18 protein-coding genes and 4 pseudogenes are annotated in these 25359 nt (G+C 67.6%); 9 read left to right on the top strand and 13 right to left on the bottom strand.

Annotation, left to right across the window (positions count from 1 at the left end):
* Nucleotides 1-396: 396 nt before the first annotated feature.
* From AC07F3_RS38595 to AC07F3_RS38580, 4 genes and pseudogenes are all read right to left on the bottom strand, one after another.
* On the bottom strand, nt 397-1101 hold the full coding sequence (locus AC07F3_RS38595) for a hypothetical protein (RefSeq protein WP_479119542.1): 705 nt from the start codon (nt 1099-1101) through the stop codon (nt 397-399).
* Nucleotides 1102-1112: 11 nt separating this feature from the next.
* Nucleotides 1113-5825 carry an RICIN domain-containing protein gene (locus tag AC07F3_RS38590; protein WP_479119573.1) on the bottom strand — a complete coding sequence of 1571 codons (4713 nt, stop codon included), beginning with the start codon at nt 5823-5825 and terminating at the stop codon, nt 1113-1115.
* Nucleotides 5826-6554: 729 nt separating this feature from the next.
* Nucleotides 6555-6794: pseudogene (locus tag AC07F3_RS38585) on the bottom strand (transposase); the annotation flags it as partial.
* Nucleotides 6795-7992: 1198 nt separating this feature from the next.
* Nucleotides 7993-8340: a hypothetical protein gene (locus AC07F3_RS38580; protein ID WP_479119541.1), complete on the bottom strand. Its 348-nt coding sequence runs from the start codon at nt 8338-8340 to the stop codon at nt 7993-7995.
* A gap of 211 nt (nt 8341-8551) precedes the next feature.
* Here AC07F3_RS38580 and AC07F3_RS38575 point away from each other — a divergent pair, with 211 nt between their 5' ends.
* Nucleotides 8552-8725 carry a hypothetical protein gene (locus tag AC07F3_RS38575; RefSeq protein ID WP_479119539.1) on the top strand — a complete coding sequence of 58 codons (174 nt, stop codon included), beginning with the start codon at nt 8552-8554 and terminating at the stop codon, nt 8723-8725.
* A gap of 54 nt (nt 8726-8779) precedes the next feature.
* Here the strand turns inward: AC07F3_RS38575 and AC07F3_RS38570 are convergent, their stop codons facing one another.
* Both AC07F3_RS38570 and AC07F3_RS38565 read right to left on the bottom strand, forming a co-directional pair.
* Complete coding sequence (locus AC07F3_RS38570) at nt 8780-9565, bottom strand: hypothetical protein (RefSeq protein WP_479119538.1); 786 nt, start codon at nt 9563-9565, stop codon at nt 8780-8782.
* Nucleotides 9566-10454: 889 nt separating this feature from the next.
* Nucleotides 10455-10781: an STAS domain-containing protein gene (locus tag AC07F3_RS38565; RefSeq protein ID WP_479119537.1), complete on the bottom strand. Its 327-nt coding sequence runs from the start codon at nt 10779-10781 to the stop codon at nt 10455-10457.
* Nucleotides 10782-11069: 288 nt separating this feature from the next.
* Between AC07F3_RS38565 and AC07F3_RS38560 the strand changes: the two genes are divergently transcribed.
* Nucleotides 11070-11603 carry a hypothetical protein gene (locus AC07F3_RS38560; protein ID WP_479119535.1) on the top strand — a complete coding sequence of 178 codons (534 nt, stop codon included), beginning with the start codon at nt 11070-11072 and terminating at the stop codon, nt 11601-11603.
* Nucleotides 11604-12058 (top strand): annotated as a pseudogene (locus tag AC07F3_RS38555) (helicase associated domain-containing protein); the annotation flags it as partial.
* 472 nt (nt 12059-12530) lie between these two features.
* Here AC07F3_RS38555 and AC07F3_RS38550 read toward each other — a convergent pair.
* Complete coding sequence (locus AC07F3_RS38550; RefSeq protein WP_479119534.1) at nt 12531-13079, bottom strand: hypothetical protein; 549 nt, start codon at nt 13077-13079, stop codon at nt 12531-12533.
* A 343-nt stretch (nt 13080-13422) separates the two neighbouring features.
* Entirely contained in the window at nt 13423-14052 is a 630-nt protein-coding gene (locus AC07F3_RS38545; RefSeq protein WP_479119532.1) for a DUF6461 domain-containing protein, read from the bottom strand.
* Nucleotides 14053-14326: 274 nt separating this feature from the next.
* Between AC07F3_RS38545 and AC07F3_RS38540 the strand changes: the two genes are divergently transcribed.
* Nucleotides 14327-14464 carry a hypothetical protein gene (locus tag AC07F3_RS38540; protein WP_479119576.1) on the top strand — a complete coding sequence of 46 codons (138 nt, stop codon included), beginning with the start codon at nt 14327-14329 and terminating at the stop codon, nt 14462-14464.
* A 40-nt stretch (nt 14465-14504) separates the two neighbouring features.
* Here the strand turns inward: AC07F3_RS38540 and AC07F3_RS38535 are convergent, their stop codons facing one another.
* A complete protein-coding gene (locus AC07F3_RS38535; protein WP_479119531.1) occupies nt 14505-14963 on the bottom strand; it encodes a protein-tyrosine phosphatase family protein in 459 nt (152 codons plus the stop codon).
* 199 nt (nt 14964-15162) lie between these two features.
* The gene (locus AC07F3_RS38530) at nt 15163-15543 is read right to left on the bottom strand and encodes a hypothetical protein (RefSeq protein ID WP_479119530.1); all 381 of its coding nucleotides are present in this window, start codon (nt 15541-15543) and stop codon (nt 15163-15165) included.
* A 157-nt stretch (nt 15544-15700) separates the two neighbouring features.
* Here AC07F3_RS38530 and AC07F3_RS38525 point away from each other — a divergent pair.
* Nucleotides 15701-16836 (top strand): annotated as a pseudogene (locus tag AC07F3_RS38525) (IS630 family transposase).
* Between the two features lie 204 nt (nt 16837-17040).
* Nucleotides 17041-18228, top strand: a complete 1188-nt coding sequence (locus AC07F3_RS38520; protein ID WP_479119529.1) for an FAD-dependent oxidoreductase — start codon at nt 17041-17043, stop codon at nt 18226-18228.
* Between the two features lie 227 nt (nt 18229-18455).
* Here the strand turns inward: AC07F3_RS38520 and AC07F3_RS38515 are convergent, their stop codons facing one another.
* Complete coding sequence (locus AC07F3_RS38515) at nt 18456-21851, bottom strand: protein kinase domain-containing protein (protein ID WP_479119527.1); 3396 nt, start codon at nt 21849-21851, stop codon at nt 18456-18458.
* A 285-nt stretch (nt 21852-22136) separates the two neighbouring features.
* Between AC07F3_RS38515 and AC07F3_RS38510 the strand changes: the two genes are divergently transcribed.
* On the top strand, nt 22137-22343 hold the full coding sequence (locus AC07F3_RS38510; RefSeq protein WP_479119526.1) for a hypothetical protein: 207 nt from the start codon (nt 22137-22139) through the stop codon (nt 22341-22343).
* A gap of 192 nt (nt 22344-22535) precedes the next feature.
* A pseudogene (locus AC07F3_RS38505) lies at nt 22536-22949 on the top strand (transposase); the annotation flags it as partial.
* Between the two features lie 740 nt (nt 22950-23689).
* Here AC07F3_RS38505 and AC07F3_RS38500 read toward each other — a convergent pair.
* A complete protein-coding gene (locus AC07F3_RS38500) occupies nt 23690-24184 on the bottom strand; it encodes a hypothetical protein (RefSeq protein ID WP_479119525.1) in 495 nt (164 codons plus the stop codon).
* Nucleotides 24181-24438, bottom strand: coding sequence for a hypothetical protein (locus AC07F3_RS38495; RefSeq protein WP_479119524.1), 258 nt, complete (start codon nt 24436-24438; stop codon nt 24181-24183). The genes AC07F3_RS38500 and AC07F3_RS38495 overlap by 4 nt, the downstream gene beginning before the upstream one ends.
* 168 nt (nt 24439-24606) lie before the next feature.
* Between AC07F3_RS38495 and AC07F3_RS38490 the strand changes: the two genes are divergently transcribed.
* Nucleotides 24607-25353 carry a DUF6879 family protein gene (locus AC07F3_RS38490; RefSeq protein ID WP_479119572.1) on the top strand — a complete coding sequence of 249 codons (747 nt, stop codon included), beginning with the start codon at nt 24607-24609 and terminating at the stop codon, nt 25351-25353.
* Nucleotides 25354-25359: the final 6 nt, after the last annotated feature.

The following is a 25359-nucleotide window of genomic DNA, read 5'->3' as shown; positions in this document are numbered from 1 at the left end:
CGAGCGCGGCTGCGCCGCCGGAGGCTCCTTTCGCCGCTGCGGAGGCTGCACAGAAGCGAACCCCGACTCCCCTAGCAAGATTCCGAAGTGGGACCGCTCGCGTGTTCAGTACTTGGGGCGTGGGCTGCCTGATGCCGCAGCGTGCTTGTTCTGTGTATCGGCCGAGGGCGGGCGGCTGGGCGTGCAGGTAACGGAAACGGCCCTGCCCCGGCGATCTCGCCCGGGGCAGGGCCTTCTCTTTTTTGGTGCTCGGCGCGGATGACCACCGTTGCGTACCGCTAGGACGCTGGTGGAGCCTTCTTGGGGTAGGTGGATACTCCCCTGCGAATGGCGAGCTGCATGGGCCCCGTCGGAGCCTGAGCGCGTGCGCTCCGCTTCGGCGGGGCCCATGGGAGATCAGTTGTCTCTGACGTTGAGGCTGTCGTCTACGAGGAATTCGGGGTAGCGGAAAACCTCGCCGAGGGCGATCAGGGCATCGCAGCGCTCTTGGGTTATTTCGACGAAGTATGCCCTCATCGCCCGCAGGAACAGCCGGTATCCGAGATCCGCGCAGGCTGCGCGGACGACCTGCTCCAGCGCCGGCACCAGAGACGGCACATCGCCCTTGGAGGCTGCTCGTTCGAGATCAGACGCGACGGAGTCGATCTCTCCCAGCACAGCCCTTCGCAGGGTGGCGTCGGTCACCGGGCGAGGAGGGGAGGGCGTGAAGGCCGGGTCCCTTTGGCGAACGCTGTCTGTCCATCTCTGTTCGATCAGCCGCAGCCAGTCGCGTCCGCTCAAGCCGTGCTTGGCCGGGTCGAAGTACGCCTTTGTGGCGCCGAGCCAGACGGTGCGGATCACATCGTCTGTCAGCGGGGAAGCCAGCAGTCTGCGTACGTCTTCGCCGATCTGCATGGCGGCTGTGCGGTTGTCTTCGGTAGCAGCCGCGTTCACGATATTCAGCTGTACGTCCACTGGTCCGGTTTTGGGTACGTATCGGTCGAAGTCGGCCGAGGAAACCCACATCGGGTACTGGGATTTGGAGGCCATCCAGGTCAGCCCGATGTCCAGGATGAATTCCTGTGAGTCTTCGGCATCGGTGGTTTCATTCTGTTCCGCCATCGGGCTCTTCCTCACTCCGGGTGGGACGTGTACACGACGTACTTGCTCGGCTTGTGCTTGCCGGCATACTTCAGCTGGATGACAACCTTGTTGCCAACAGCCTCCCCTTGAGGACCGTCCTTGACCCACCTGAGTCCGAGCGAACCCTGGTCCCGGAGCGTCCATTCAATACCCAACAGGTCTGTGCTTGGGTCGAAGAACTTCTTGTGAGACTGCTGGGTGATCCAGCGCTGCAGCCGTTTCGCGTTGCTGGCCTTCTTGATCCACTCCTTGAAGGCCGCGTCGACGGACCGTTCGGCTGTCGCCGCATCGTTCCACCTCGTTGCGATGCCCTTGGCCCGGGCTTCCTGCTCCATTTCCCTGTTGGTGGGGTTCACGTGGTCGCGCAGGGTGTGGGCTCCCTCGATGTTCTCATCGGCGATGACTTGGGTGCAGTTGTGGACGAGGACGTCCCGTGGCTGCAGGCCCTGGGGCCGGACATAGAAGGTGTGAAGTCCGTCGACCGTGAGGTCGAAGACCTCCTGGGTGGCCAGGTTGGGCCGGTCGTGCAGGCCAGTCACGGTCTGCGTAGTACCGTCCGGCGTCCTCAGGCGGTCTCCAGTATGCAGAGCGGAGACCCGGACCCAGCCGCGTCCCTCAACGTAGAATCGGTGGCCGACGGTACTGGTGAGTGCCCCGTTTCCCAGAGTGATGTCGACCAAATGCTGGGTGTTGTGCCTGAAGGCGTTGGTGACAGGCTGTGGGGTCGATCGCCCGGACTGCGGGTCTGTCGCAAGCACCAGGTCGCCGATGTGAACGTCTCGGATCGGCTTGGTTTTGCGATCGGCCATCAGCACCGGCGTGCTGCCCGGGAAGCTGTTCACCTTGCAAGAGCTGAGTGCCTCCTCGTAAACGTTGATGGTTTCTTCGAGTTCGGCGGCAGTCGCTGCATCGAGCTTCAATGCCTTCAGAGCTGCGAAGGCTTCCCGGACACCGATGCCGGTGTGGAGCGCTGCGTTGAATGCATGGAGCGCATCAGCGAGGACCGAAAGAGTCTTGCCGCCGACGAACCAGCTGGCGGCCCAGGCACACGCGGTCCAGCTGCCGCCGTCATTGCCGGGGAGGATCTTCTTGGCGCATTCAATGAAGTCGCCGAAAAGGACCTTTATGGGGTCGATGCCCGAGTTGAACTCGGTCATCGTGAGGGTTTTGGTGATGGTCTCCGTGAGGTTGGGGAACATCGTCGGGCCAAGGTAGACCACGTCCGAGGAGGGGCACCCGGACTGAGTGGCGGGTGCGTCCTCAGCGGTGCACATGTAGAGGTCGACGTACTCGTTGAAGTGGATGGTCGCCGTGATCTTGCAGTCCCCGGTGTGGATGATGGGGTTGCAGTTCTCCTTCTTGACGTCCTGCGGTTCACCGATCTGCTCGATGTGGTCGACGACGAAGAAGACTCCCCCGACGCCGGTGGTGGCGCCGGATTGCAGCTGGCCGTTGTTGTTCTTGACCGCGGTCTGGTCTGCGGCGTCCTGGGATTCCTTGGCGAACCTGTCGGCGTCTTTCGAGGCCTGTTCGGCTTGGGTTGCTGCGATGTCGGCGCGGTCGGCCGCGGCGCGGGCGTCCTGGGCGTCCTGGGTGGCCTGGGCGGCTGCCGCGTGTGCGGCGTCGGCGTCGAGGGCTGCTTGGTCGGCCGCGATGCGGGCGTCCTTCGCGTAGCCCTCCGCTTGGCCTGCTGCGGTATCGGCGGCCGCGGCGTCTTCGGCGGCCTGGCGGTCGTACTCGATGGTGCGGGCCAGGGAGTCGGCGGCCTTGGACGCTGCGGTAGCGGCGGCGGCCGCGTAGCCGAGGGCTTCGGTGGCGTAGCCGCGGGCGTCGGCGGCGTAGCGGGCGGCATTGGCCGCGTGCTGGTAGGCCTCCTTGGTGTCGGCCTGCGCCTGGTCGGCCAAGGCCTGGGCGGTGGCCGCTGCGTTCTGGGCGTTCTGGGCGTGGGCGTCGGCGACGGCTTTTTGCTGTTCGGCGATCGTCTTGGACGCCTGTCCGGCCAGGACGACCAGGCCGGCGGCGGAGTCGGTGGTGATGTAGGGCGAGCCGAGCTGGATGGCGTCGTTGGCAGGCTTGGCGACCTGGACGGCGGCATTGCCAGCGTCTTCGGCGGCCTGCGCGGTGACGTGGGCGTAGCCTGCGGCCTTCGCCGATGCCTCGACCGCCTTCGCCGCTTCCTTGCTGGCCTCGTCCGCCTGCGACTTGGCGACCTTCGCCTTCGCCTCGGCCTCGTCGGCGAGCTTGACGGCAGTGTTGGCTTCGGAGGCAGCGTGCTGGGATGCGGCGAGTGCGTCGGCTTCGGCGCTGGTCGCGGTCTTCACCGCGGCATCGGCCTTCGCCTTGGCCGCCTGCGCGCCGTCCGCGTCGGAGCGGGCACGCTTCGCTGCCGCCTCGGCCCGGGTGGCCGCGGCGTCGGCGTCCGCGGCCGCCTGGGATGCCGCGTCAGCCTCGGAACGCGCCCGGCCGGCGGCTGCTTCGGCCTCGTCGGCGTGCTGGTTCGCCTCGTCGGCCGCTGCCCTGGACTCCTTCGCCTGATCATCAGATTCGTGGGCCTGAGCGTAGGCCTCCTTCGCATCGGCCTTGGCTCGTGCGGCGTCAGACTTCTGCTGGGCGTCCCAGGCGTCGTCCCGCTTGGCCTTCGCGTTGTCACGGGCCTTGACCGCGGCGTTCTTCTTCTCGACGGCGGTTGCTTCGGAGGCTTCGGCCTTGTCCTTGGCCGTCTTCGCGTTGCCCGCCTCGGTCTGGGCGTTCTGCTTGTGCTGGGCGGCTTCGGCCTGCTTGAGGACGGCGGTGTCCTTCTCCGCCTTCGCGGTGGCCGCCTCGGCCTCGGCGGCCAGGCGCTTGGCGTGCGCGTCGGCCGCGGCCGCCTTCGCATCGCCCTCGGCCTTCAGAGTGTCGGCGAGCTTGGCCTCCGCGGTCTCCTTGTCCTTCTTCGCGTTGTCGCGGTGGATCTTCGCTGCGTCCGCGGCCGACTTGGCCTGCAACTCGGCCGTCTCCGCGGCCTTCTTGCGGAACTCGGTCTGCACCTGCGCGGCCTGCGCCAGCGCCCGCTGCGCGATGGTCTGGCTGTCGCCGCCGGAGGCGCGGGTGGCGGCCTCGGCGGTCTCGCCCGCCTTCACCATCGCCTGCAGCGCGGCAAGCGTGGCCTGGGTGACCTGATTCTTCTGCTGACCCACCAGCAGCCCCCGGCCACGCGGCGCGCCCGCAGCATCCGCACTGGTGTAGGCGGTCTGCTCGGCGGTGTCCGACGCGGCCGCGGCCTTCTGCGCGGTGGCGAGCTGGGCCCGGAGGATCTCGAGCTGCTGCTTGGCCCCGCTCTGGGCGCCGCTGATGCCCTTCCTGGCCTGGGTGAACTGGGTGTCGGGGGGCACGGTGCCGTTGTGACCGGTCGGCTTGACGTCGAACTTCTGCGCCCCGGTGCCGTTGCACGGCCACAGCCATGCGTCGTTGCCGTTGTTGAAGGTGTGCAGATCCAGGCACTTGCCCGCGCCGACGTTCTTCAGCGGGGTCGTGGCGCGGAGGTTGAATTCCCAGCCCTGGGCGGCCGTTCCGTTGCACTGGTAGATCTGGATCTTAGTGCCGTCGTCGGTCTTCCCGCCCGCCGCGTCCAGGCACTTGAGGGAATCGACACTCTGCAGGTGCGAACCGCGGCCGTCGCCATAGATCCTCCACTGCTGGGCTGCGGTGCCGTTGCACGTGTACAGCTGGACGGGGGTTCCATTGTCCGTCCGGCCGCCTTCCACATCCAGGCACTTGCCCTGTGCGTCATGCACCTCGATCACGGCCGGCGCGTCACCGACCCAGCCGGCACCACCGGGTGACCAGTAGTCCTGCCAGCGGGCGATGTGATCGGCCACCCACGAGTCGCCGAGCAGCTCCCCCAGCGCCTTCGCGCCGCTGGCCAACGCCTTGGTGGCGTCCGCGCTGGCGCTCAGGATCTGGTTGCGCTGCACCGCCTGCGCGGCCACCTCCTGCTGCCACTCCGACGCGGCGGTGTCGGTGATGCCGCCCAGCACCTTGTCCGGATCGAGCGGATCACGCCAGGCGCACGATGCGAAACGGGACTTCAGGTCCTCGACCGCGATGCGGTACTCCGCCGTGCCCGGCTGCGGCGCGGTACGCGGGAATCCGCCGGAGGCCAAGAAGATGCGGGCGTCGTCCGATCCGGCCTTGTCCAACCAGTCGCCGCGCAGCCACCGGAACGCGTTCCGCTCCGCCAGAGCGCGGTTCCACTCCTCGCCCGACAGCCCGCCCGATGTGGGGTCAGTGCCGTAGCGGGGCAAGCCCACGGCATCAATGGCCTGCAGCGTCTTCGCATCGGCCGTCGGCGTGGAGTCCTGGTAGAAGTCGCTCTCGGCCTTCCAGAACCGGTCCGCGATCCACCGGGACAGACCGGTCTGATCGTAGAAGCTCTGCCGGCCGTCACCGGCCGTACCCGGCGGGTCCGAGAAGTCGGCGACACTGGCGAAACCGGCCGGAGCCGACAGCCCCGAAAGAGGTCCCTTCCATTCTTTCTGCTTGGCAGCCATGGCGTCGAGCTGCTTGGCCGCCCCGTCACGGTCCGCCTGGTACGCCGTAGCGAGCGGAGTCTTCTGCCAGTACTGCCGGTCGGCCAGAGTGTGGAGCTTGTCGGCCAGCTGGTTGAGACCGTCCTGGGCGCTCTGGGCCATGGACGACCCGCCCAGCCGCAGCACATCCGCCATCAGGCACTGGTCCTGCCGCAACTGCTCAGCAGCGGTGTCCTCGTTCCAGGCATAGGAATTGCCCGCCGACTCAGCACCCCGCCCCAGGTCGGTCAAACCGGGCTGGATGGCGAGCCCGGCCGTGACAGCCAGCGCGGTAACAGAGGTTATGACTGAGGTCAGGACTGTGGATCTTCTCGATCCTGGTATCCCTAACCATGGACTGGAGCGCACCTGAGCATCCTTCGTATCGTCGTTCACACCGGCGGGATCGACAGCCGAGGGCTGATCACGAGCCGCTATGGCAAGGCTCTTGATCGCGCGTCAGTACGCGCCGCACAGACGGAACGGTGCACGAAGCAACGATGGCGGCATGGCGGCCGCAGTCTCCCCCTGGGCGGCGGCGCCCCCCGGCCGCCGAATGATCCGCGTGCACGCGGAATGTGAAGGTCCTGTACACGCGGCGCTCACCATAGCCACAAAACACGTGTATGAGGCAAGGGGAATCTCGAAGGCCCCGCGGGCCCAAACCGCAGACGCGGCAGGTCCCTTGAACCCCTGCGCATGCACGTTGACTAGGCAAAACCTGTGCTGCCGCTGTGAAGTGGATCAGGCCGAAGCAAACGTCGCGGCCGTAAATAACCTGCTCGAAGTGGCGCGATCTCACACAGCCTCCGAGGGCCTGCTCGCCGGTCCGTCGCGGCTCAAGGTCGTGTCCCTTGGAGTGGTGTACCAGTTGCGGGCCAACGATCATGAAGTGGTGGCGTGTTGGTCGGGTTCGGCTTCGTCGGGGTAGAGCGCCACGCTTCCTGCGGGGAGGTAGCGGCGGGGGAAGGCGATCCACTCGTCGTTCATCTCGACCAGCACGGCGGTGACCAGGCGGATCAGCGCGGTGTCGTTGGGAGAGATCTGCACCACGTCCGCGCGGCGCTTGATCTCGCGGTTGATCCGCTCCAGCGGGTTCGAGGACCAGATCTTCTTCCAGTGCCGTGACTCCGTTGGTGATCTTGGTGGGCGGCTGACGGTTGGCACTGGTGGTTGGCTGGTCGGAGTGGGGCCGTGTCAGCAGTAGGGGTTGGAATGACGTCGCTGCGGCGGGAGAGTCATCAGCAGATTCCGGCGAGGACGGTGCGGACGGCCCGGGCGGCGTGTCCGCGGGGCACCCCCGCGATGCACGGCCCGGCTCGCCGAGCTGGACAACCTCGCCTCCGCCTTCCGCAGTAGACCGCCACCGTCGCCGACCCCATCCATGCCTAGCTGAGTGGAGGCAGTGATCTGAGTATCCGACGCAGGAGGTGCCCACGGGGATGACGATGGCTGGACCGACTCCGTCGGGTACAGCGGGGCGACTCCGAGACTCGGGCCCCGGGACTTCCGGACCGCCACACACCTACCTCACCGGCAAGCACATCGAGCGGCAGTTCACCATCGCCAACTCGAACTACCCCGCAACCGCGGCCAGGCGCCGGAGCTCATCGAGCGCCTGGACGCCGCCGTCGACCACGGCCACGAGCTGACCGTGCTGCTCGCGGCCGCCGTCCGCACCACCACCGCCCCCACGGCCAGTTGAGCGCCCGGGGCGGCCGCCGGCATCGAACCCGGCCGCCCCGGAGCAACACCCCTCCCTCTTCCAGAGCGCATCGAGAAGCAGAAGGAGCCCCTCATCATGACCGCACCCCGGCGCCAGGCGGCCACCGTCACCCATCCGCCTGACGGCGTGCGCCCCCGAACCGCCGTGCTGATCGCAGCCGCCGTGCCCATCACAGTCATCGCGCCTGCCACCGTCCTCAAGGCCGGCCACTTGCAGCTGTACGCCGACCGGCAACGCATCAAGATCACCGCCCAGCCCCGGCCCAACTGCCGCGCTGCTAAGGCGAGGGCGGCTGGTGGACCGGCGGTGCCTTTCCCGAGATGGAGGCGTGCGGCTGCTGGTCCGACCGGCGTGCCATCCGCATCCGGCTCCTGCCCGTCCCGGCCTGGAACGACCGCCGCCCCCGGCCGGACTCCGGCCGGGGGCGAAAGCGCCTCCCAGGGCGGCCGCAGCATCGGCAAGAGGCCGGCCGACCCGCACACACCACCCCGAACGCCGAGATGAGGGCTCCGCGTACCCCGAGCCGGCCCAGGACGTCTCCGGGCCCGGCACGGCGCTGATGGAGCTGGACTTTCTCTGCACCAAGTCCGGCAGGGCTTATCGCTCACGCAGCGGGTCGTGGTTCGTAGTCGGCGAGAGTGGCGACTCGGAGTCGAACTCAAACGTCTCTATGGCTGCGTCGGCAGGGAACTCCGGATGGTCGTGCCAGATTTCAGCGAAGGCGACTAGAAGGTTCCATGAGGCGGTTGCGTGCAGCTCGGTCCCTGCCGCTTGCTCAGGCAGGGAGGACCGATGGAAGCGCACCGCCGCGATCTGCTTGGTTGCAGCCACGCGCAGGGCGGTGGCGGTCCGACGGGCTTCGCCTTGGCACGAGGCTGGGTCGGGGATTCGCGCGAAGACAAAGCGGACCAGCCGTGCGGCCTGGTCCTCGGTGATCCGCTCCACTCTCTCCCCCTGTGATTCGCACAGCTACTCGCCTACCTCGGCGCCAACTATCGCAGGTCAGAGCAATCCCCGACCCGGAGGATGGTGCCCCTTGGCGCCGTCACCGCTGTCGCTGGGGATGCACAGTGACAAGCGCCGAGCAGGTCGCGACTCCCGCGACGTTCGGCGCAGTGTGGGCCGTTCTCGCGGGCGGTCACAACCTCGCGGATCAGTGACGGACCTGCTGGTCGCTCACACCAGCGACCGGCCGAACCCGGACGCCGTATGCACCGTCCACGGGGGTCCCGACGACGTCGATGAGGAGGCCGACGGTCACGACCAGGACGACGACCCCGAGGGACGCGCGGACCTGGAAGAGCAGTTCGCGGCTGCGGTCCGCGAGTGAGCCGCGCTGCCCAGGGTTCGCACCCACACCCGCTCGCCCCGGCCGACCGGAGACTCACATGCTCTCGTCCGACGAGGACGAGGCTTCAAGGATGGTTTCGACCTCGGGTGTGCCTCGCCTGCGTCCCGCCCGGACGCGCTTCTCATGCTGGGCACCACCGACACGTCCCTGCGGGTAGTCGTTGAGGAACTCCGGTGCTTCGTGAGACGGGTCGGCCTGCCGCCGGAGCGCGCTGCGTATGTGCTTGAGCGCTCCCGGCTCACGAACCGCCTCGGCGGTGGCGATTCCCATGAGCATCGCCGCGGCCCGGCACTGGTCGTCGCTCAGACCCTCAATCTCCTCCTTGCTCAGCTCCCGCCCCTTCAACGCTTCGACGAGGGGGAGGAATTGCTCGGCGTCGAGGGCGGGGATCAGGCCGTTGAACTGGTTCTCCTCCTCACGGACGTAGCGGCCGTCGGTCGCCTGAGTTCCCGGATACTGATCCATGTTGGTGGTGATGTACGGAGCCCCGCCGCGCCCGGGGCGCTCGTTGTACGGACCGAACGGGGTCTCGCGCGTGGTGAAGCTCTCCGCTTGCTGAGCACCGCCGCGCCTGGTGTCGCGCTCGGCCCACCGTTCCCGCCGAGCGTTGGCCCTGGCACGCTCCTCGTCGGTGGCCCGCTGCACATACGCGGTGGCTGCAGCGTTCCCCGCCATGCGCTGCACGGCTTGGACGGACGGCTGCGTGGCCTGACGGTTCTCCAAGAAGGGCGCCGCATTGGCGCTCTGAGTTGCTGAGTTCCGAGGTGGCAGAGCCTTTGCTTGACGCTCGACACGCTCGTTCTTCCGGTCGAAACCCATGACGCTGCCGATCTCTGTGGGGGGCGGTAGCCGGGCAAAGCACCCGGCCGCGAACCGTTTTGCCAGTCGCCTTCGACGCTAGGCGTACCGGAGGCGTCCGTACATGTCCGTGAGGGCAATCCTCCGACTCGTGCGGGCACACCGGTCTCAGTGAGGAATCCGCTGTAACAGACCTCACCCTCCACCGGATTCGACGAGTGATTGACCTTCAGACAACGACTTGAACCGAGTCTGGCTTGGGGAAAGGCATCACTTCCCAGCCTGAGGGCCAGCCTCGTTCACAGGGGTCTCCAGCTTCAGCCTCAAGCAGTCGAGGGATGCGCCATTTCCACCAATGTCCCTCGTCATCGCCTCGGCCGGGCCGCTGGACGGTTGCCACGCGGAACCGCCCATCGAGCTCTTGGAGTCTTGGTTGCCAAACGGACTGGACGCGTGGGGGCAAGAGGGGCCAGATACGCGCCAGCGCGGTCCGACACCAGATGTCGTTGGCTAGCTCTGGCGCGCACCACGAATAGCCCCCCTCGACCCCTGCCACTACGCCGACCCAACGTGCGAGCAGCGAGTGGAACGTGCATGGCTGCCCCCCAGCCCAGCGATCGGCACCCACAGAGACCAGAGCAGCGTGGACCGCCTTCTGCTCCTCGGTCGTTAGGAGCGTTCCGTCGGCGGGTTCATGCGTTCGATCCATGCCTTGACTATCGCAGCGCAGGCGGCACTTGCGTTGCCCTATGCAATCGGGGGTCTGACGAGGAATGGAAGGAAGTCCCAGGGCGACGGGACCAGTCCTCTGGAACCGTCGGGCCTGCTCGCTTTTGCTGCGCAGGAAGGTGGAAGTCAGGTCGAGGTCCTCGATGCTCTCAGCATGCGCCCAACGAGCTCTGCTCCCTTTTCAGGCCGCCTCGTCGGCGACTTCAGCGACCAGGAGATCGTGGGTCCCTGTCAGGTGCAGTACGGAGGCAGGCTGTGGCTGGAGGCCGGTCACCAGAAGGGCGCCGTTCTCGGCGAGCATGCGTTTGCGTAGGCGTAGCAGGTAGTTCAGGCCGCTGGAGTCCATGAACGTCACATCGGACAGGTCCAGGTGCAGGGTTCCACCGTTGAGCGGGATGATGAGAGCGGCCTGCTCGAGTGCGGGGCACGAGGTGAGGTCTATCTCCCCGGCCGCGGTGATCACAGTTCGGTCGGCGTAGTGCTGCGTGCTGACGGTGAGGTTCTTCATGGTTCGCCCTCGCATCCGAGGTCGAGCCCATCACACCCCCGTGGGTAGGGGCATCAAGCGCGCGGCGTACGGCCGCGCACAGTCAAGCAAGACAACCCGTACCTCGCCCTGGTCATCAACTGACCTCGGGCCGGCGCGGGGCCTCCCACCAGACCAGGCTGGCTGTCTTGGCAGCGTTGCACAGGCCGGACCCCGTTCGCCATCCACCCGCTGTTGTGAACGTTCTCGTCATTCCCCAAGGGTAAGTTCACGTAATTCCCCAGGCCCTGGCCTCGGGCGGGGGTTACGTTGGCCAGCGTGAGCTTGCTGGGGTGGAGCTATCGGTATGTGGGACCGCCTGATCTGCGGGACCTTGTCCGGCCGGAGACTGAGGGTCGAAGCATCCTCTCGGCATCGGACTTCAACGACTGGGTGTCGGGTCTGGCAGCGGTGGAGCTGGCCGAGCCTTGCACGTTCGTCATCGACTCGATGGGTGTGCTGCGGCTCGCGCCGCGTCGGAGCGAACACGTAGTGTGTGCCGGCGGCGGCACCGTTCTGGGTGCCGGCGAGATGAGCTTCCGCAGGGAGTCAGGCCAGTGGGTGGTCGCTGAGGTGAGTAACCAGTCGACCGGATACTGCCCGGACATCAGTTCCTGGCAGGCCGTCGTGGAGGCTCTGGATGCAGCCGGGATCGAGCACCCTTCCGGGTTCACCCACGAGGTGGTGTTCCGGCGCTGTCCCGCCTGCAGCCAACTGAACATCGTGCGGGAAGACGACTTCGTCTGCGTCTTCTGTGATGGCGAACTGCCGCGAGAATGGAACGTTGACGGGGCCGGGAGTTAGGAAAACCAGATCACCGGCCTCTACGCCGTCCCGTACGACGTAGAGGTCGAGGTCGGCGTCACGAAGGACTTCCCGCTCGGGCGGTGGGTGCACCAGCAGCGCAAGGCCCTGCGCACCGGGGAGCTGGAGGAACGGGGCAAGACGCTGCTGGACGCGCCGGAGGCCGGGATGGTGTGGGAGCCCGGCGAGGAAGCCTGGGAGAACAAGCTCGCCACGCTCCGCTCCTACCGGCGCGCCACCGGGCACCTCGCGTCAGGCCGCCGTGTGGGGCGAGGACGACCAGATGATGCCCATCGGACAACACCTCGCCAACCTTCGCCGCACAGGCGGCCTCGGGAAGAACCACGACACCGCAACAACCCGGGCCGCACAGCTGACCGCTATCGACCGACTGGAACTGTCCCTGGTCACTCAACTGGCAACGCCACTACCGCGTGATCGCCGACCTCGTCGAAGACTTCAAGACCCGCGCCCAGGCTATCCGGGGCGGGTGAGCCCTCCGCCGGGAAAGACGGCGGTAGCAGATCAGAGCGACAGCAGCGGGCGCTGTCCGTTCAGGCGGGAGCGACAGCCTGCCCCCTGTCTCCGACCGTAGCCAGGACGCGCTCGTGGTAGTCCTCGAGTCCGCCGTCGGGCACGCGTGCGGGGCTGCAGGCCAGGGTCTACCACTCGTCCGCGCCGGTGTACTGGACGCCGACGGCGACCAGCTGGTCGGGGCGGCGGGTGCAAAAAACCCACGGTTCGTGAGACATAGACGCACGGACGCGGACTGAGACAGCTCCGAACCCACTGGTCAGAGAGTCGCCTTATGACACGGGCGGCAAGATCTTTCAGATTCCGCCTGTGCCGAGCCTAGGTGCTCGGCATCTCGCCCACTGCCGGGGGCACCTCCAGAACAACCACAACGCGCCGGAGTGGTCGGGTCCATTAGAAGGTGGTCCGGTCACTCGTGGTCCAGTAGCCCTCGTGGCGGACGCAGCCGCCGTCGGCGACGACCAGGCCCTCACCGGTACGCCGGCCGGGGCTCAGCGACAGGGTGACACCGTGGTCGTCGGTGGCACGGATGGCTTGCAGGCCGGTCGCTCTGCCGGTGACCGGGTCGGTCTGCGGATCTGCCGTCACCTTCCATCCCCGCTCCGACCACCGCCTGCGAAGGCTGGCGAGCGCCGCGCGATACCCGGCGTCGCCGTCCCGGAATTGCGGGGCCCAGGAGATGGAGGGCTGGTCCCGGCTGACGCCGGCCGTATCCGTGCCCAGGTCGTCCACGCAGGATGCGTTGGCGCTGTCCTTTCTCAGGACGACCGAGCGCGGTTCCGAGCCCAGGAAGCGAACGGTGTCCTCGCCGGCGCCCTGCGTCTCGCGGACGTGCTCCAAAAACTGCGCCTGGGAACGAACGGGACCGCCCATGACGGCGGTGCAGCCCATCGCGAAGCCCACGAGCAACAAAACCACCATGGCCCCGGCGGCAACGGACACTCCCAGGACCCTGAACCCCTGGCGGGAGGCGGACGCCGCGGGAGCGGCGGAAGAAGTCGACGTCATGAAGCCATCCGAACACCACCTCCCAGGCCGGCGGCACCGTCGCCCTACTCAGTTCCCGTACTCAGAGGTGTGACCGTGCACCGTACCTGGCACCGATGGACAACTTCGATGCACAGGGCGAGGCAGCCGGGGGCCGCGACCGGTCACTCGTCACTCAGAGCGGGAAGCGAGGCCTTGACCTGCGGTGCCTAGAGTTGTGTGGGGCGGGCTCGGGTGGATTGTCCCGGTTGGGTGTAGGCGTCTGTGCTTTGGGCATATGCGTCACCTAGGCGTCGGCTCATCTGATCTCCGCGCTGCCGCAGATGAAGGTGGTGTCCTGGAGGAGTCCCGGTGTGATGCGGACACCGGTCAGGTGCTCGATGAGGGCGAATGCTGCCTCTGCGGCCAGGATTTCTGCGGTGTCGGAGGTCTCGTCCCAGAATTGGAAGCCGCTGTGGTGCATGGCCTCCAGGAGTTCATCAGGGGTCGTTCCCCAGCGGTGATCGGGTACTCCGGGCTCGAACGTCAGTCGCTCGGTGGTGTCTTCGGCCCAGAGGAACGAGGCGAGCCCGTTGATATTGCGGAAGTGAGAGACCCATCGCGTTCCCGCTGATGCTGGCAGGGCTCGGTCCTCGGTGACGCCGAGGTAGCCGACGGGCTCGATCAGCAGGGTCCAGTCCCCGACAGTGGTCATGGCGATGAACTGCCGGGTGTTGTCCGAACGATCGAGGAGATCGAAAGCCGCATCCACTACCGCCGCCACCCCGGTCTGGGAGGGCTCGTTCCGTCCTCCGAGGCGGGCAAGCACGTCCGAGGGCGCAAGGTTGTGCACCACCGTGAAGCAATACGCTTCGGCGAGGTCGGGGAAGCGCTCGTTGAACCACACGTAGTCGGCAGCAGTCACAGTCATGGCGAGATCCTTGCGCATGCCTCTGACATCGACCGGAGCTATCCCTGACCTGCAAGGCTTCGGGATGTGTGAGGCATTGGGCCGATCTGCTTCGACCCCAGAAGCACCGCGATCGCCGTACCTACACAAGACCGGAACACTCGGAAACTTGCCTACAGATGACTGGGACGACACCGCGCATGCTCACCGAAGCTCGGGACTGCCTACACATCACGAGGATCGGACAACCGCGACGATCTGGAACCCTCAGGCGGGGCGAGCCGCTGCAACTACTCCTGACCGCATCCACCGGTTGCTCAACCGGATCGAGTCGGATGCCGACGAGGTCCTGGACGACGTACGCGGCTACGTCGTGGAGCACATCGGGGACCGGGATGCCGCCGGGCGTTCTGCTCAATCTCCCGTCCATGGGTGGTGGAACACCGTGTAACGGCGGCCGTGAAATCCGCCGCACAGCGCACGAGCCGACCCTACGACTGCTCGTGGCGAGCCGCGCCGGTGGCGAACACCTGGCGGATGAAACGTCGTTGCCACGGCACCTCGACCGCACGGGGGTGGTAGTTCTGCCGCACCCATTTGACCGCCTCTTTGGGGTTCATGCCTTCGAAGACGCACAACGCGGAGAGAGCCGTGCCGGTCCGTCCGACTCCACCCCCGCAACAAATCTCCAAGCGTTCGTCCGAGGCGCGGTCATACGCCATACGGAGTTTGCGCATGGCGTCCGTTGAGTCGGCGGGAAGCCAGAAATCTCGCCAGGGAATCCACAGGGATTCCCACGGCACCTCGGGCGGCTGATTTTCCGTCAGATGTACAGCTAACGTGGGAGCTTGCCCCTTGGGGAGGTCGTACCTGAGCCCCCGTCCGCGGACTCTCCGCCCTGAGGGGAGCGTCATCACTTTGGGGGTATCGGCGTTCCACGGTTCTGTCATGATGAATTCCGTTCCGATCGGTCTCTTGCGATTGGTCTGCGAGCCATGGCAATCATCCCCAAGGGGATCTGGGGAAGCACCTGTTGGGCGACGTTGATGTCCCAGGTGATCAGGTCCATCGCGTCGGCCTGGGCTGACCGTCGCCGAACTCCAGGGCCTGGCGACCTGACGGTCGCCGGGCCTCGGCAAACCGTCCTCGTCAGGCAGACGGCAGGGCTGCCTCGGGCTTGCCCGCCGCCCCGGCGACCGCGCGATGCAAGGGGAGCACGGACCCGACGACGAACACTCCGAAGATCGTGAGGGGCACCAGCCGCATCAGCTGCGAGGGATCGTCGTGAAGCCAGTGCCAGTTGCCCCACCAGTTGCCGCACAAGTCCAGCACCATCACGGCGCCCGCCAGCCAGATCCCTTCTCGCCGCGCGAGTCCCACCAGCACGATGACCAGAGGATCGATGACCACCAGGCTGACGAAGAACGCCTGCAAGGGCACCTGCGGGAACATCGCATAGGCGTGGACACCGTAACGGGCGACATCGAGAACGTGGGTGCGGGTCCCTACGAGAAAACCGATCAAGTACACCGTGAGAGCCCACCGCGCCCACACCGGCTGCCTGCCCCATCGTCCCCGCATTTTGACCCCCACCGAGCCAGCCTAGTGCCGTTTCAGGCGTGGTTCGCCCTGTCACGAATTGTCGCGCGGTTACTGCTCGTTGGTGTCGCAGAGCGGCCACAATCGCGTGGCTGAACGTGTGCGGGTCCGCGAGATCGATGAACGATGAAGGCCGGCGGCTGCTGCGGATCGTCCGGGGTACCGGTTCGGTGGTGACATGGCGGCGTGCCCAGATGGCGTTGTTATCCGCTCAGGGCATGTCCGTCACAAAGATCGCCGAGGTGACGTTCACCAGCGCGGACCGGGTCCGGGACGTGATCCACAACTTCAACGACGACGGCTTCGACTCGCTCTACCCGAAGTACAAGGGTGGCCGGCCAAGGACGTTCACACTCCCCGAGCGCCGGGAGATCAAGAAGATCGCGAAGTCCAGGCCGGCCGAGCACGGCCTGTCCTTTTCGACCTGGAGCCTGGTCAAGCTGGCCGACTTCCTGGTCGCCGAGGGGGTGGTCGACGACATCAGCCACGAGGGCCTTCGGGTCCTGCTCCGTGAGGAGGGCGTCTCGTTTCAACGCGTGAAGACCTGGAAGACCTCCCGCGACCCGGACTACGCCGCCAAGAAGGCCCGGGTCGAGCACCTCTACGCCATCGCCGACGGCGAAGTCACCCCCGAGGACGGCGAGCCCGAAGTGGTGTTCTGCCTCGACGAGTTCGGGCCGCTCAACCTCCAGCCCCGCCCCGGCCGGCAGTGGGCGGAGCGCGGCGGACGGCACAAGGACCCCGACCGCGATCCCCGGCCCCGCCGACGGGCCACCTACACCCGCCCGCACGGGGTCCGGCACCTGTTCGCCGCCTACGACCTCGCCCAGGACCAGCTCCACGGCCACATCAAGAAGACCAAGAACAGATCGAAGTTCCTGGAGTTCTGCCGCTACCTGCGCTCGCTCCACCCGGCGGACGTACGCATCGCGATCGTCTGCGACAACTACTCACCCCACCTGACCACCAAGCGGTGCCAGAGGGTCGGCACCTGGGCCGCGACGAACAACGTCGAGATCGCCTACACCCCGACCAACGGTTCCTGGCTCAACCGGATCGAGGCCCAGTTCACCGCCCTGCGCTACTTCGCACTCGACGGCACCGACCACCCCAGCCACAAGGCCCAGGGCAGCATGATCCGCCGCTACATCATCTAATGGGCGGAACAAGCACGCCACCGATCAACGCCTACACGAAGTAGTCACCAGGGCAAACGTTGCCTGATGCGGCACTAGAACTTCGGGCGCTGGATTTGTTAGCGTGAGGTTTGAGGACACGCGAAGACACGGCCCGGTACGGGTTAGTCCGGGCAGCGCTGCAAGGCGCCGAACACCTCACTTCGCCGGCAGCCTCCGTATACGGGACTGCCACGGCCAGGTGTGACCTGCGTGTCCCTTTCTCTGTCGTTGCGTGAGGAAGGGACCTGGCATGCCGTATCCACATGTGATCGTTATTGGCGCGGGGCTTGGCGGCTTATGCCTGGCACAGGGCCTGCGTCAAAGAAACATCAGCTTCTCGGTGTACGAACGTGATATTGCCCTGGTGTCCCGTCAACAGGGGTATCGCATCCACATCGACACCCACGGGGATTGCTCACTGGCAGACACGTTGCCGACGGAGCTGTATCGGTTGTTCCGGGCCACGGCCGGGGTGCCACTGCCGTGCACCCCCGTATTCGACAGCCAGCTGAGGAAGTTGGCCGTATTGGGGGGAGACGGAGGTACTCATCTCGCGGTCGACCGGCTGACGCTGCGCCGGATACTGCTGACGGGATTGGAGGATGCCGTTTCGTTCGGCAAGAGGTTCACCCACTACCGGGCCGGGTCGGACGGCCGGGTCATCGCCTGCTTCGGCGACGGGACCGAGGCGAGCGGTGATGTGCTCGTGGCCGCGGACGGAGTGAACTCCCCGGTACGCCGTCAGCATCTGCCGCACGCACAGGTGGTGGACACAGGGGTGCGGCAGCTGTACGGGAAGGTACCCCTCACGAAGGCGACCAGGTCCCTCTTCCGGGATGAGATGTTTGCTGTGTTCACGCCGGTCATCGGACCGGGAAAGCAGTTCGTCGGCGTCGGCCCGGTCGAATTCCCTGAACCGCCGGGCCGGGCGGCCAGCCGACTTGCGCCTACGGCGGCTCTGGATGACAGCGCGGACTACATGACGGTCTCCTTCGGCTCCCGCCGCGAGCTTCTCCCTTACGACGACGCCCAGTTGCAGGCAATGGACGGAGCCGGACTGCGGGGGGCGACCCTCCAGCTGATCGAGGAGTGGCACCCCCAGGTCAGCCGGATCATTGAACACTGGCTACCCGAAAGCATCTTCCCACTCACCCTGCGCACCAGCGTGCCCATTCCCGCATGGCGCCCAAGCCGCATCACGCTGCTCGGGGACGCTATCCACGCGATGAGCCCAGCAGGCGGGATCGGCGCGAACACTGCCCTGCGCGACGCCAGCCTGCTCGCCGCCGCCCTGGGGAAGGCAGCTCACGGCCAGCCGATCACCGACGCGCTCGCCGATTACGAATCCGCGATGACCGAATATGGATTCGACGCGGTGCGCGCCTCAGCCGACAACGGGCAGCGCATGCTCGGCCAGAACCCATTGCCGACGTTCTGACAGCATCCGAGCCCACGAAAGCCGTCAGGTGCAGGCAACCGGGCTGACAGCCTGGAGCAACGGCCCCTGCCTGCCCCAGACCACTGAACCGGCACCGCCACTACCTCATCCTGGGCGGCGGTGGACTGCGAGCAGGTCACCGGTCACCTGCTAATCCGGGCCGAGCGGGAGGCCGGGGAACGATCCAGCGTTGATGTCAGTGCGCATGGCCCGCGGCACCGCCCGAATTAGTCGACCGCCAGCTCCCAGTCGAGCTCCCACAGCCGCAGTCCGTCGTCGCCCGCAGAGACGATGTTGCGCAGGTCGGTGGAGAGTTCGAGGTGGCGGATGCGTTCCTGGTGGGCCGTCAGGATGTGCAGGCAGCGGCCGGTGGCGACCTCCCACAGGCGTATGGTCCGGTCGTGGCCCGCCGTGAACGCGAACCGGGCGTCGGGGGTGAAGCGCACCGTGGAGACCCAGCCCTGGTGTCCGGTGAACTCGCGCACGCAGCCTTTCTGCCCGGCGTCCCACAGCCGCACCGGCTCGTCCTCCGTACTACTGGACAGGACCATCCGGCCGTCGGCGCTGACGCACGTGGACAGCACCGGCCGGCTGTGGCCGTTGAAGGTCCGCAGGCACTGGCCGGTGCCCAGGTCCCACAGGAGCACTGCGCCGTTGTATCCGCCGGCCGCGGCGAACCGGCCGTCCGCCGACGTGGAGATCGCGTCGACTCCGCGGGCGGGGCCGGTCGTCAACTCCGTGCGTCGGTCGTGGTCCAGGTCCCAGCGGTGGATGCCGCCTTCTCCGTCGACGAACAGGACATGGCGCCCGTCCCCGGTGAAGGTGACGCTCCGCATGATGTTCCACGCGGGCTTCAGCTGCCGCCGCTCGCCGTCGGCCGGCCACCAGCGGGTGAGCGCATGCGGTTTGGTGCCGTAGCACAGGATCTGACGGCCGTCGTCGCTCAGCGCCACATTGCTCACCCTGCTGTGGTGGTCTTCGATCAGCCGGGTGCAGGCGCCGCTGTCCAGGTCCCAGACCCGGATGGTGCCGTCGCTTTGGCCGCTGACGGCGAGCCGGGTGTCGGCTGCCGTGCCGAGCGCGGTGACGGCGCCGTAGGAGAGCCGGCCGGCGTCCAGCGGCCGCGACCACGCCGCGCGCAGGCCCGTGCGGCGCGCCGTGCGGCCCAGCTCGTGCCAGGCGTCCACGACCTGCGGCGCGCGCTCGTATCCGTCGATCGCCCTGGCGCGGGTCAGCAGGTCGAAGGCGGCCTTGCGGCGGCCGTCCGCGATGGCCTGGCGGGCCTCGGCGAGGAGTTCCTCGGCCTGGCCGCCGAGCCGGCTGACCTCGGCGTACTCGCGCGGCTTGATCACCTGTGGATCGGCGGCGTACCCGGCGTTGGGCAGCCGCCATCGGTGCGTGGGCGAGTGGGCGGCCGCGTCCACGGCGAGGCCGAACTGCTCGCCGGGGTCCGGGAATCCGACGTGCCGCACCCCGTTGCGGTGCACGGGGAAGGTACGCAGGCACCGGCCGCTTGACGGCTCCCAGACCCGTACGGTGCCGTCCGCGGCCGAGCCGGACAGCAGCCGCCGCGCGCCGTTGCCGAGCGCCAGGTGGTGGGCCGCCCCGGTGTGCCCGGTCAAGGCGTGCAGCAGCCGGCCGTCGGTCAGGTCCCACACCCGGATCATCCGGTCCGAGGAGGCGACCGCGGCATGGCGCCCGTCGGGGCTGAAGCACATCGAGGTCGCCGGCGAGCTGCCGCTCAGCGCCCGCGAGCGGCCGTCGGCGAGCCGCCACAGTCGCGCGCCGTCCGTCTCGGCGGTGAGCACGTACTGCCCGTCCGCGCTCACCTCGAACAGGCAGGCGTCCAGCTGGCACTTGAGCGGCGTCCCCAGCAGCCACCGGCAGGTTCCGGTATGCGGCTCCCAGACCTGGATGCGGCCGTCATCGCCGACCCACACGCCGACGCCGCCGTCCGCGCTCAGCCTGACCGGGTGCCGGTTGGTCTGCCTGCCTCCCCGCATGGTGCCGACGCACCGGCCGCTGCCCAGATCCCACAGCCGCACCGTGTCGTCGCGCCCGGCGGACAGCGCGTACGCCCCGTCGGGGGTGAGGTCGACGTTCTGCACCTGGCCGCGGTGCGCGTCGAGCTTCAGCCGCAGGGCGCCGGTCGCCGTGTCCCACAGCCGCATGGCGCCGTCCCAGTCGCCGGTCAGTGCGAGCCGCCCGTCGGGGGTGAACCGGATCGGCCGGTAGCCGCCCACCTCGTGCGAAACGATCAGCCGCGCGGGCGGTCCGGGCAGGTCGTCGGGACCGCGCAGTTCGCGGTGTTCGACCTGCCGGGCGTCGGCCACGCTCCCGGAGGCCGCGGCCCGCAGCGCCGCCTGCACCTCGCTGTCCTGCGGCCGCTCGCGGGCGAGGTCGTCGAGGAGGCCGCGGGCCGTTTCGAGGTCGCCGCGTTCGAGGTGGATACGGGAGAGGTGCAGACGCACCTGCCAGGAGGTGGCGGGGTGCTGCGGGATCGCCTCGAGCTGGGCGATGAACTCCACGTCGGTGAGGGCGCCGGTGCGCCAGCGCAGCAGCCCGCCGTTGTACACGGCGCCGACGTGGTGCGGATCGGCCTCCAGTGCCTGGTCGAAGGCGCGCCCGGCGTCGGTGATCCGGTCCAGGTCGAGCAGCGACAGGCCGCGGTTGTTGAGCTCGTCGGCACGCAGATCGGCCTCCTGCGGGGCCGGACGCGGGTAGGCGGAGCCGGTGTGCCGCTCATAGATCCCGGTGAGCACATCCGCGATGTCGGCCATCGAGGACGGCCGCTCGGCGGGGTCCTGGCGCAGGCAGCGCCGCAGCAGGTTGCCCGCCTCCGGCGGCACGGGGACCGGGTTCACCGGGTCGGCCAGGTACTCCTCCAGCACCATGCCGGCGACCGAGCCGGCCGACCAGTGCACCCCGCCGGTGAACATCTCCAGCACCGAGACCGCGAAGCTGTAGACGTCGCTGCGCCGCCCGACGCTTTGCCCGGCGAGCTGTTCCGGCGACGCGTACGCGACCGTCATGCCACCCAAGGGCACCAGCACGCTGATACCCGGCGCCGCGTCGGGCCGGGTCGCAGTCGCGACGGTCTTGGAACGGGCGAGGCCGAAATCAGTGATCTTCCCGGTGCCGGCGCCGTCCAGCAGGATGTTGGCCGGCTTGACGTCCTGGTGCACGAGGCCGCGGCGGTGGGCGTGCTCAAGCCCGCGGGCGACCTGGACGGCCGTGTCGAGGACGCGGGCGAGGGCGGCCTGGGAGCCGCCCTCGTAGAGCCGGCCGTCGCCGATCCACTCCGCCAGGCTGCCGCCGTCGACGTACTCGGCGAACACCCGCGGCACCCCGTCCAGCACCCGGACGTAGTAGCAGGCGCAGACGTTCGGGTGCAGCCCCAGCGACACCCACGCCTCGGCCTCCCGGACGAACAGCTCCTGACCTCTGGCGCCGCGGAACATCTCCGGCCGCGAGCTCTTGACCGCCATGTCGATGCCCCAGACCAGATGCCGCACCCGGTGCACGACTCCCATGCCGCCGCGGCCGAGCTCGCCGATCACCCGATAGCGGCCGTCGACGCGCTCGCCGGGCGACCAGACGGCGGATGACGAGGATGCGTTCACTGCGGGTCTCCCTTGCTGCCGGCACTGCATGACAGGACATGACAAATATGTCGGCCGGTTCCTGCTTGGTGGAGGCCTGCGGAACGGATCCGGACGTCTTCCTCCGCATCCGCCCGGAGATGATCTTGTTCCTTAACCTCGTTGCGCACGTTCGGTGATGCTGGCCTGGCGTCCGGGGCCGGTGTGCGAGATGCCAGGACCACGGGGTCGTGTCGTAAGACGACCAGGATCGTTGGCGTTCACGAACATCCCGTCTTGAGCGAGAGGTGAACTCCTATGCGTCGAATGAGCATTGCCCTGACCACGGCGGTCGTGGCCATCAGCCTGGCCGCTCCGATGGCGAGCGCTGCCCCCGTCTCCCGTCCTGCACCGCCGTACTCCTATTCGGACTGCCTGGCTGCCACCAAGCAGAAGGGCGAGTCCCCCGCCCACAGCAGGTGGCATTGCGACCAGTTGGTGAAGAAGGGCTGGGTCAAGCCGCCGAACCGCTGATCACCCCGCATGGCTTCCGGCACATCTCGGTCTCGGGGAAGCACCGGTTCTGATCAGCTGAGCCTGTTCCCTTACCCCTCGGGCTCGGTCGCATAGTCACTCTTTGGAGTGATCGCAGAGTACGGGGGGCGGCCTTCCTCGTGATCCTGAACTCTGTGAGGGAGTACGGGAGTTCACCAGGAAGGCCGTGGGATGAGTGTGCTGCCGCTGGTCGGCGGGTGGGATGCGCTTGCGGAACTGCCACGCTTTCGGACGGCCTTCTACGGGTGCCTGTCCGCGCGGGCCGATGCGTACTTCGAACTGGCCGACGCGTTGTTGTGTGCGGACGGGCCGACCCGGGCGCCGGTCGAGCTGTCCTTGCTGGCCGAGCATCAGCGCGGCTACGGCTCGCTGTACGGCGCCTTGAACCACGGCCGCCTCGACGCTGATGCCCTGCGTGGCCTGCTGATATCGCTGCCGCTTCCGCGGTTCGACGGGCGGATCGTGCTCACCGTGGATGTCTCCCCGTGGCTGCGGTCGGACGCCACCTGCTCGCCGGATCGGCTGTTCTGCCTGGTCCACGGCCGCAACGGCCGTTCATCGGACCACGTGGTGCCGGGCTGGCCCACCGGTTCGGGCGGCCGATCACCTGGAACGTGTTCGGCGGTATTCCTCGGACATGACGGACGCGGAATGGGCCGTGGTCCCGGCCGCTGCTGCCGATGCCGGCCTGGCTGCGCGGGTGCTGCACACCAGAGACGGCCTATCGGATGAGGCCGAGTTCGCGCCCCGCCTGTGGCGCACGGATGTCAGAGTCTCAACACTCCTCGCCATGTCCAGCCCGCTTTGAGAACTGTGTTCCGCAGGGGATCGCGCATGTCCCGCGAGTCGAACAGAACGACCTTGTGCCGACGGCCGTCCGGACCCTTCTCGTACTCCCACTGCCGCGCGACATAGGGTCCGCGGTTCCACTGGCGTGTCAGACGAGACGGCCGGGGCGGGTCTCCCACCAGCCTCACCTCCTGCACCTCGTCGAGGACATGTACCTCGCGGTTGGCGGCGGCCAGACGCATCCGGGCCTTCAAGGTACAGGTCTGCAGGCGACGCCATGATTCAAGTTCGTCGGCGTGATGCTGCGTCACCCCGCCCCGGCTGTGGTCCTGTCAGGGAGTGTTCGGCCGGGACGGGGAGTCAGTGGGGGCTGCGGTGGCAGGAGCAGGCGCACGTAAGCACTTCGAGAACGCCTGATCCTGACGATGGCCGTACGTCGAGCGGGCCGGGGCAGTGACGGTGTCCGGCCGCCCATCGGAGTTCGTTGGCCTCGCGGCATTCGGGAGTCACGTATCCCTGCTGGGTCTGCGTCGAGGTCACGAGTCGGCCGCCTTCTCCTGGTTCAGCAGCCCAGTACCACCGGTGATCATGCTGTGCACGCGGCCGGGGTCGCACAGATCGCCGGGGGCACGCATGGGGACGGCCCAGTAGCTGGCGTGGGTGCCGTTCGGCTCGTGGTCGCCGACGCGCGGAACGCCCACGTAGTGGCCAAGCCCCAAGTGCTTGGCGTACGGGCCGAGGTCCGAGCCCGGTGAGGACGGAACCAGGGCATAGAACCGGTGCCCGTACGGGTCGTGGATGACGGGGCCGTTCAGTGTGCGGAGGACCGTGATCGCGGTCGCGCCCTCGGCCGCAGCCATGGCATGCACCAGTTCCTCAGTCAGGCGGACGGCTGAGAAGCGGCGTCCGAGGGCGAGGACCGCGACATGGCTCTCCTGCCACTCCTGGCGGGCGTTGCCGGGGCGGTTCAGGCTCTCGGCGAGCCACGCTGTCACGGCTTCTCTCTGTGCGGCGTCGGTTGCGCTGCTCACGAAGACTCCCCGGGGCGGGTGGTGTGCGTCGGCGGTGGCGGGCTACAGGACGAGGACGGCGCGGTGTGCCCCTTGTCGAGACGTACCGCGAGACGGATCGCCACCTCGGCGCGCACGCGTCCGAGGTTGATCAGACCGAGTGATCCGCCGTCGTCGAGTCCCAGTGAGGGGAGGACGATCCCGGCGCGGGTCAGTGCGTCACGCAGCCGCTCAGTTGCTGCGCACGGGTCCATCGTGTTGCTGTCCATCGCCATGAACTGGACCGTATGGAGGGGGACTTGAGATCACCATGCAATATGCGAGCATATGCACCAGCGTTGGCCAGATATGCGGCTGTATCTCAATGCGGGCAGGCGCACTCTGTAGCGCAGGGCTCACCACCCGACGATTCTGGTGGATCAATGTCCCGGCGAAAGGACACGATCATGCGACGACTGCGCTTCAACGGCACCGGCTCCGGCGTCAACGGGTGCCCGGCCGTCCACGAAGATCTCGACAGCGGCGAAGTCATCGTCCATGGCCGGCCGCTCACCGACCCCGCCGACATCGCGCAACTTCAGCACCTGTCCCCGGGCGAGCAGGCGATCGTTGTGCCGCGCGAGGTCCTGGTCGATTGGGGCCCGAAGACCCGCACCCCGCACATCATCGACCTAGAAGAGTTCGACCAGCTGTTCAGCGTGTTCAAGCACACCGCGTGGCGCCTGGAGACGCGGCGCCGGTACGCCTCAGACGAACTGACCGACACCTACGCACAGTTCGGGCGGGGCGAAACGGTGGACTGGTCAGGCGCAGACCTGGAGTGGTGCGCCGACCGCCGGGAACAGACCGCCCTGGGCAAGAGGTTCGAACGGGTCCGCATCGTCGACTCCCCGCCAACACCCGGCCAGTTGTATCTACTCAAAAACGCCCGGCGCAACGCCGCGGTCGGTGAGGAGATGCGCAACCTATGGCGCAGCGACGCCGAGCGCCTGCGCCTTCCTCACGAGGACTTCTGGCTGTTCGACTCCCGGATGGCCGCGCTCCTCAACTTCGACGACGCAGACAACTTGATCGACGTCGAGCTGATCACCGAGCCTGCCGCGGTGCTCCGCTACTGCCAGGCACGCGATGCGGCATGGCACTATGCCGTTCCGTACGAGGCGTTCGCGGCAGAAGTCGCCGCAGGCTAGTGAGAG

The organism is Streptomyces sp. NPDC045846, assembly GCF_056431605.1.
This window is presented reverse-complemented; position numbering and strand designations above follow the sequence as displayed.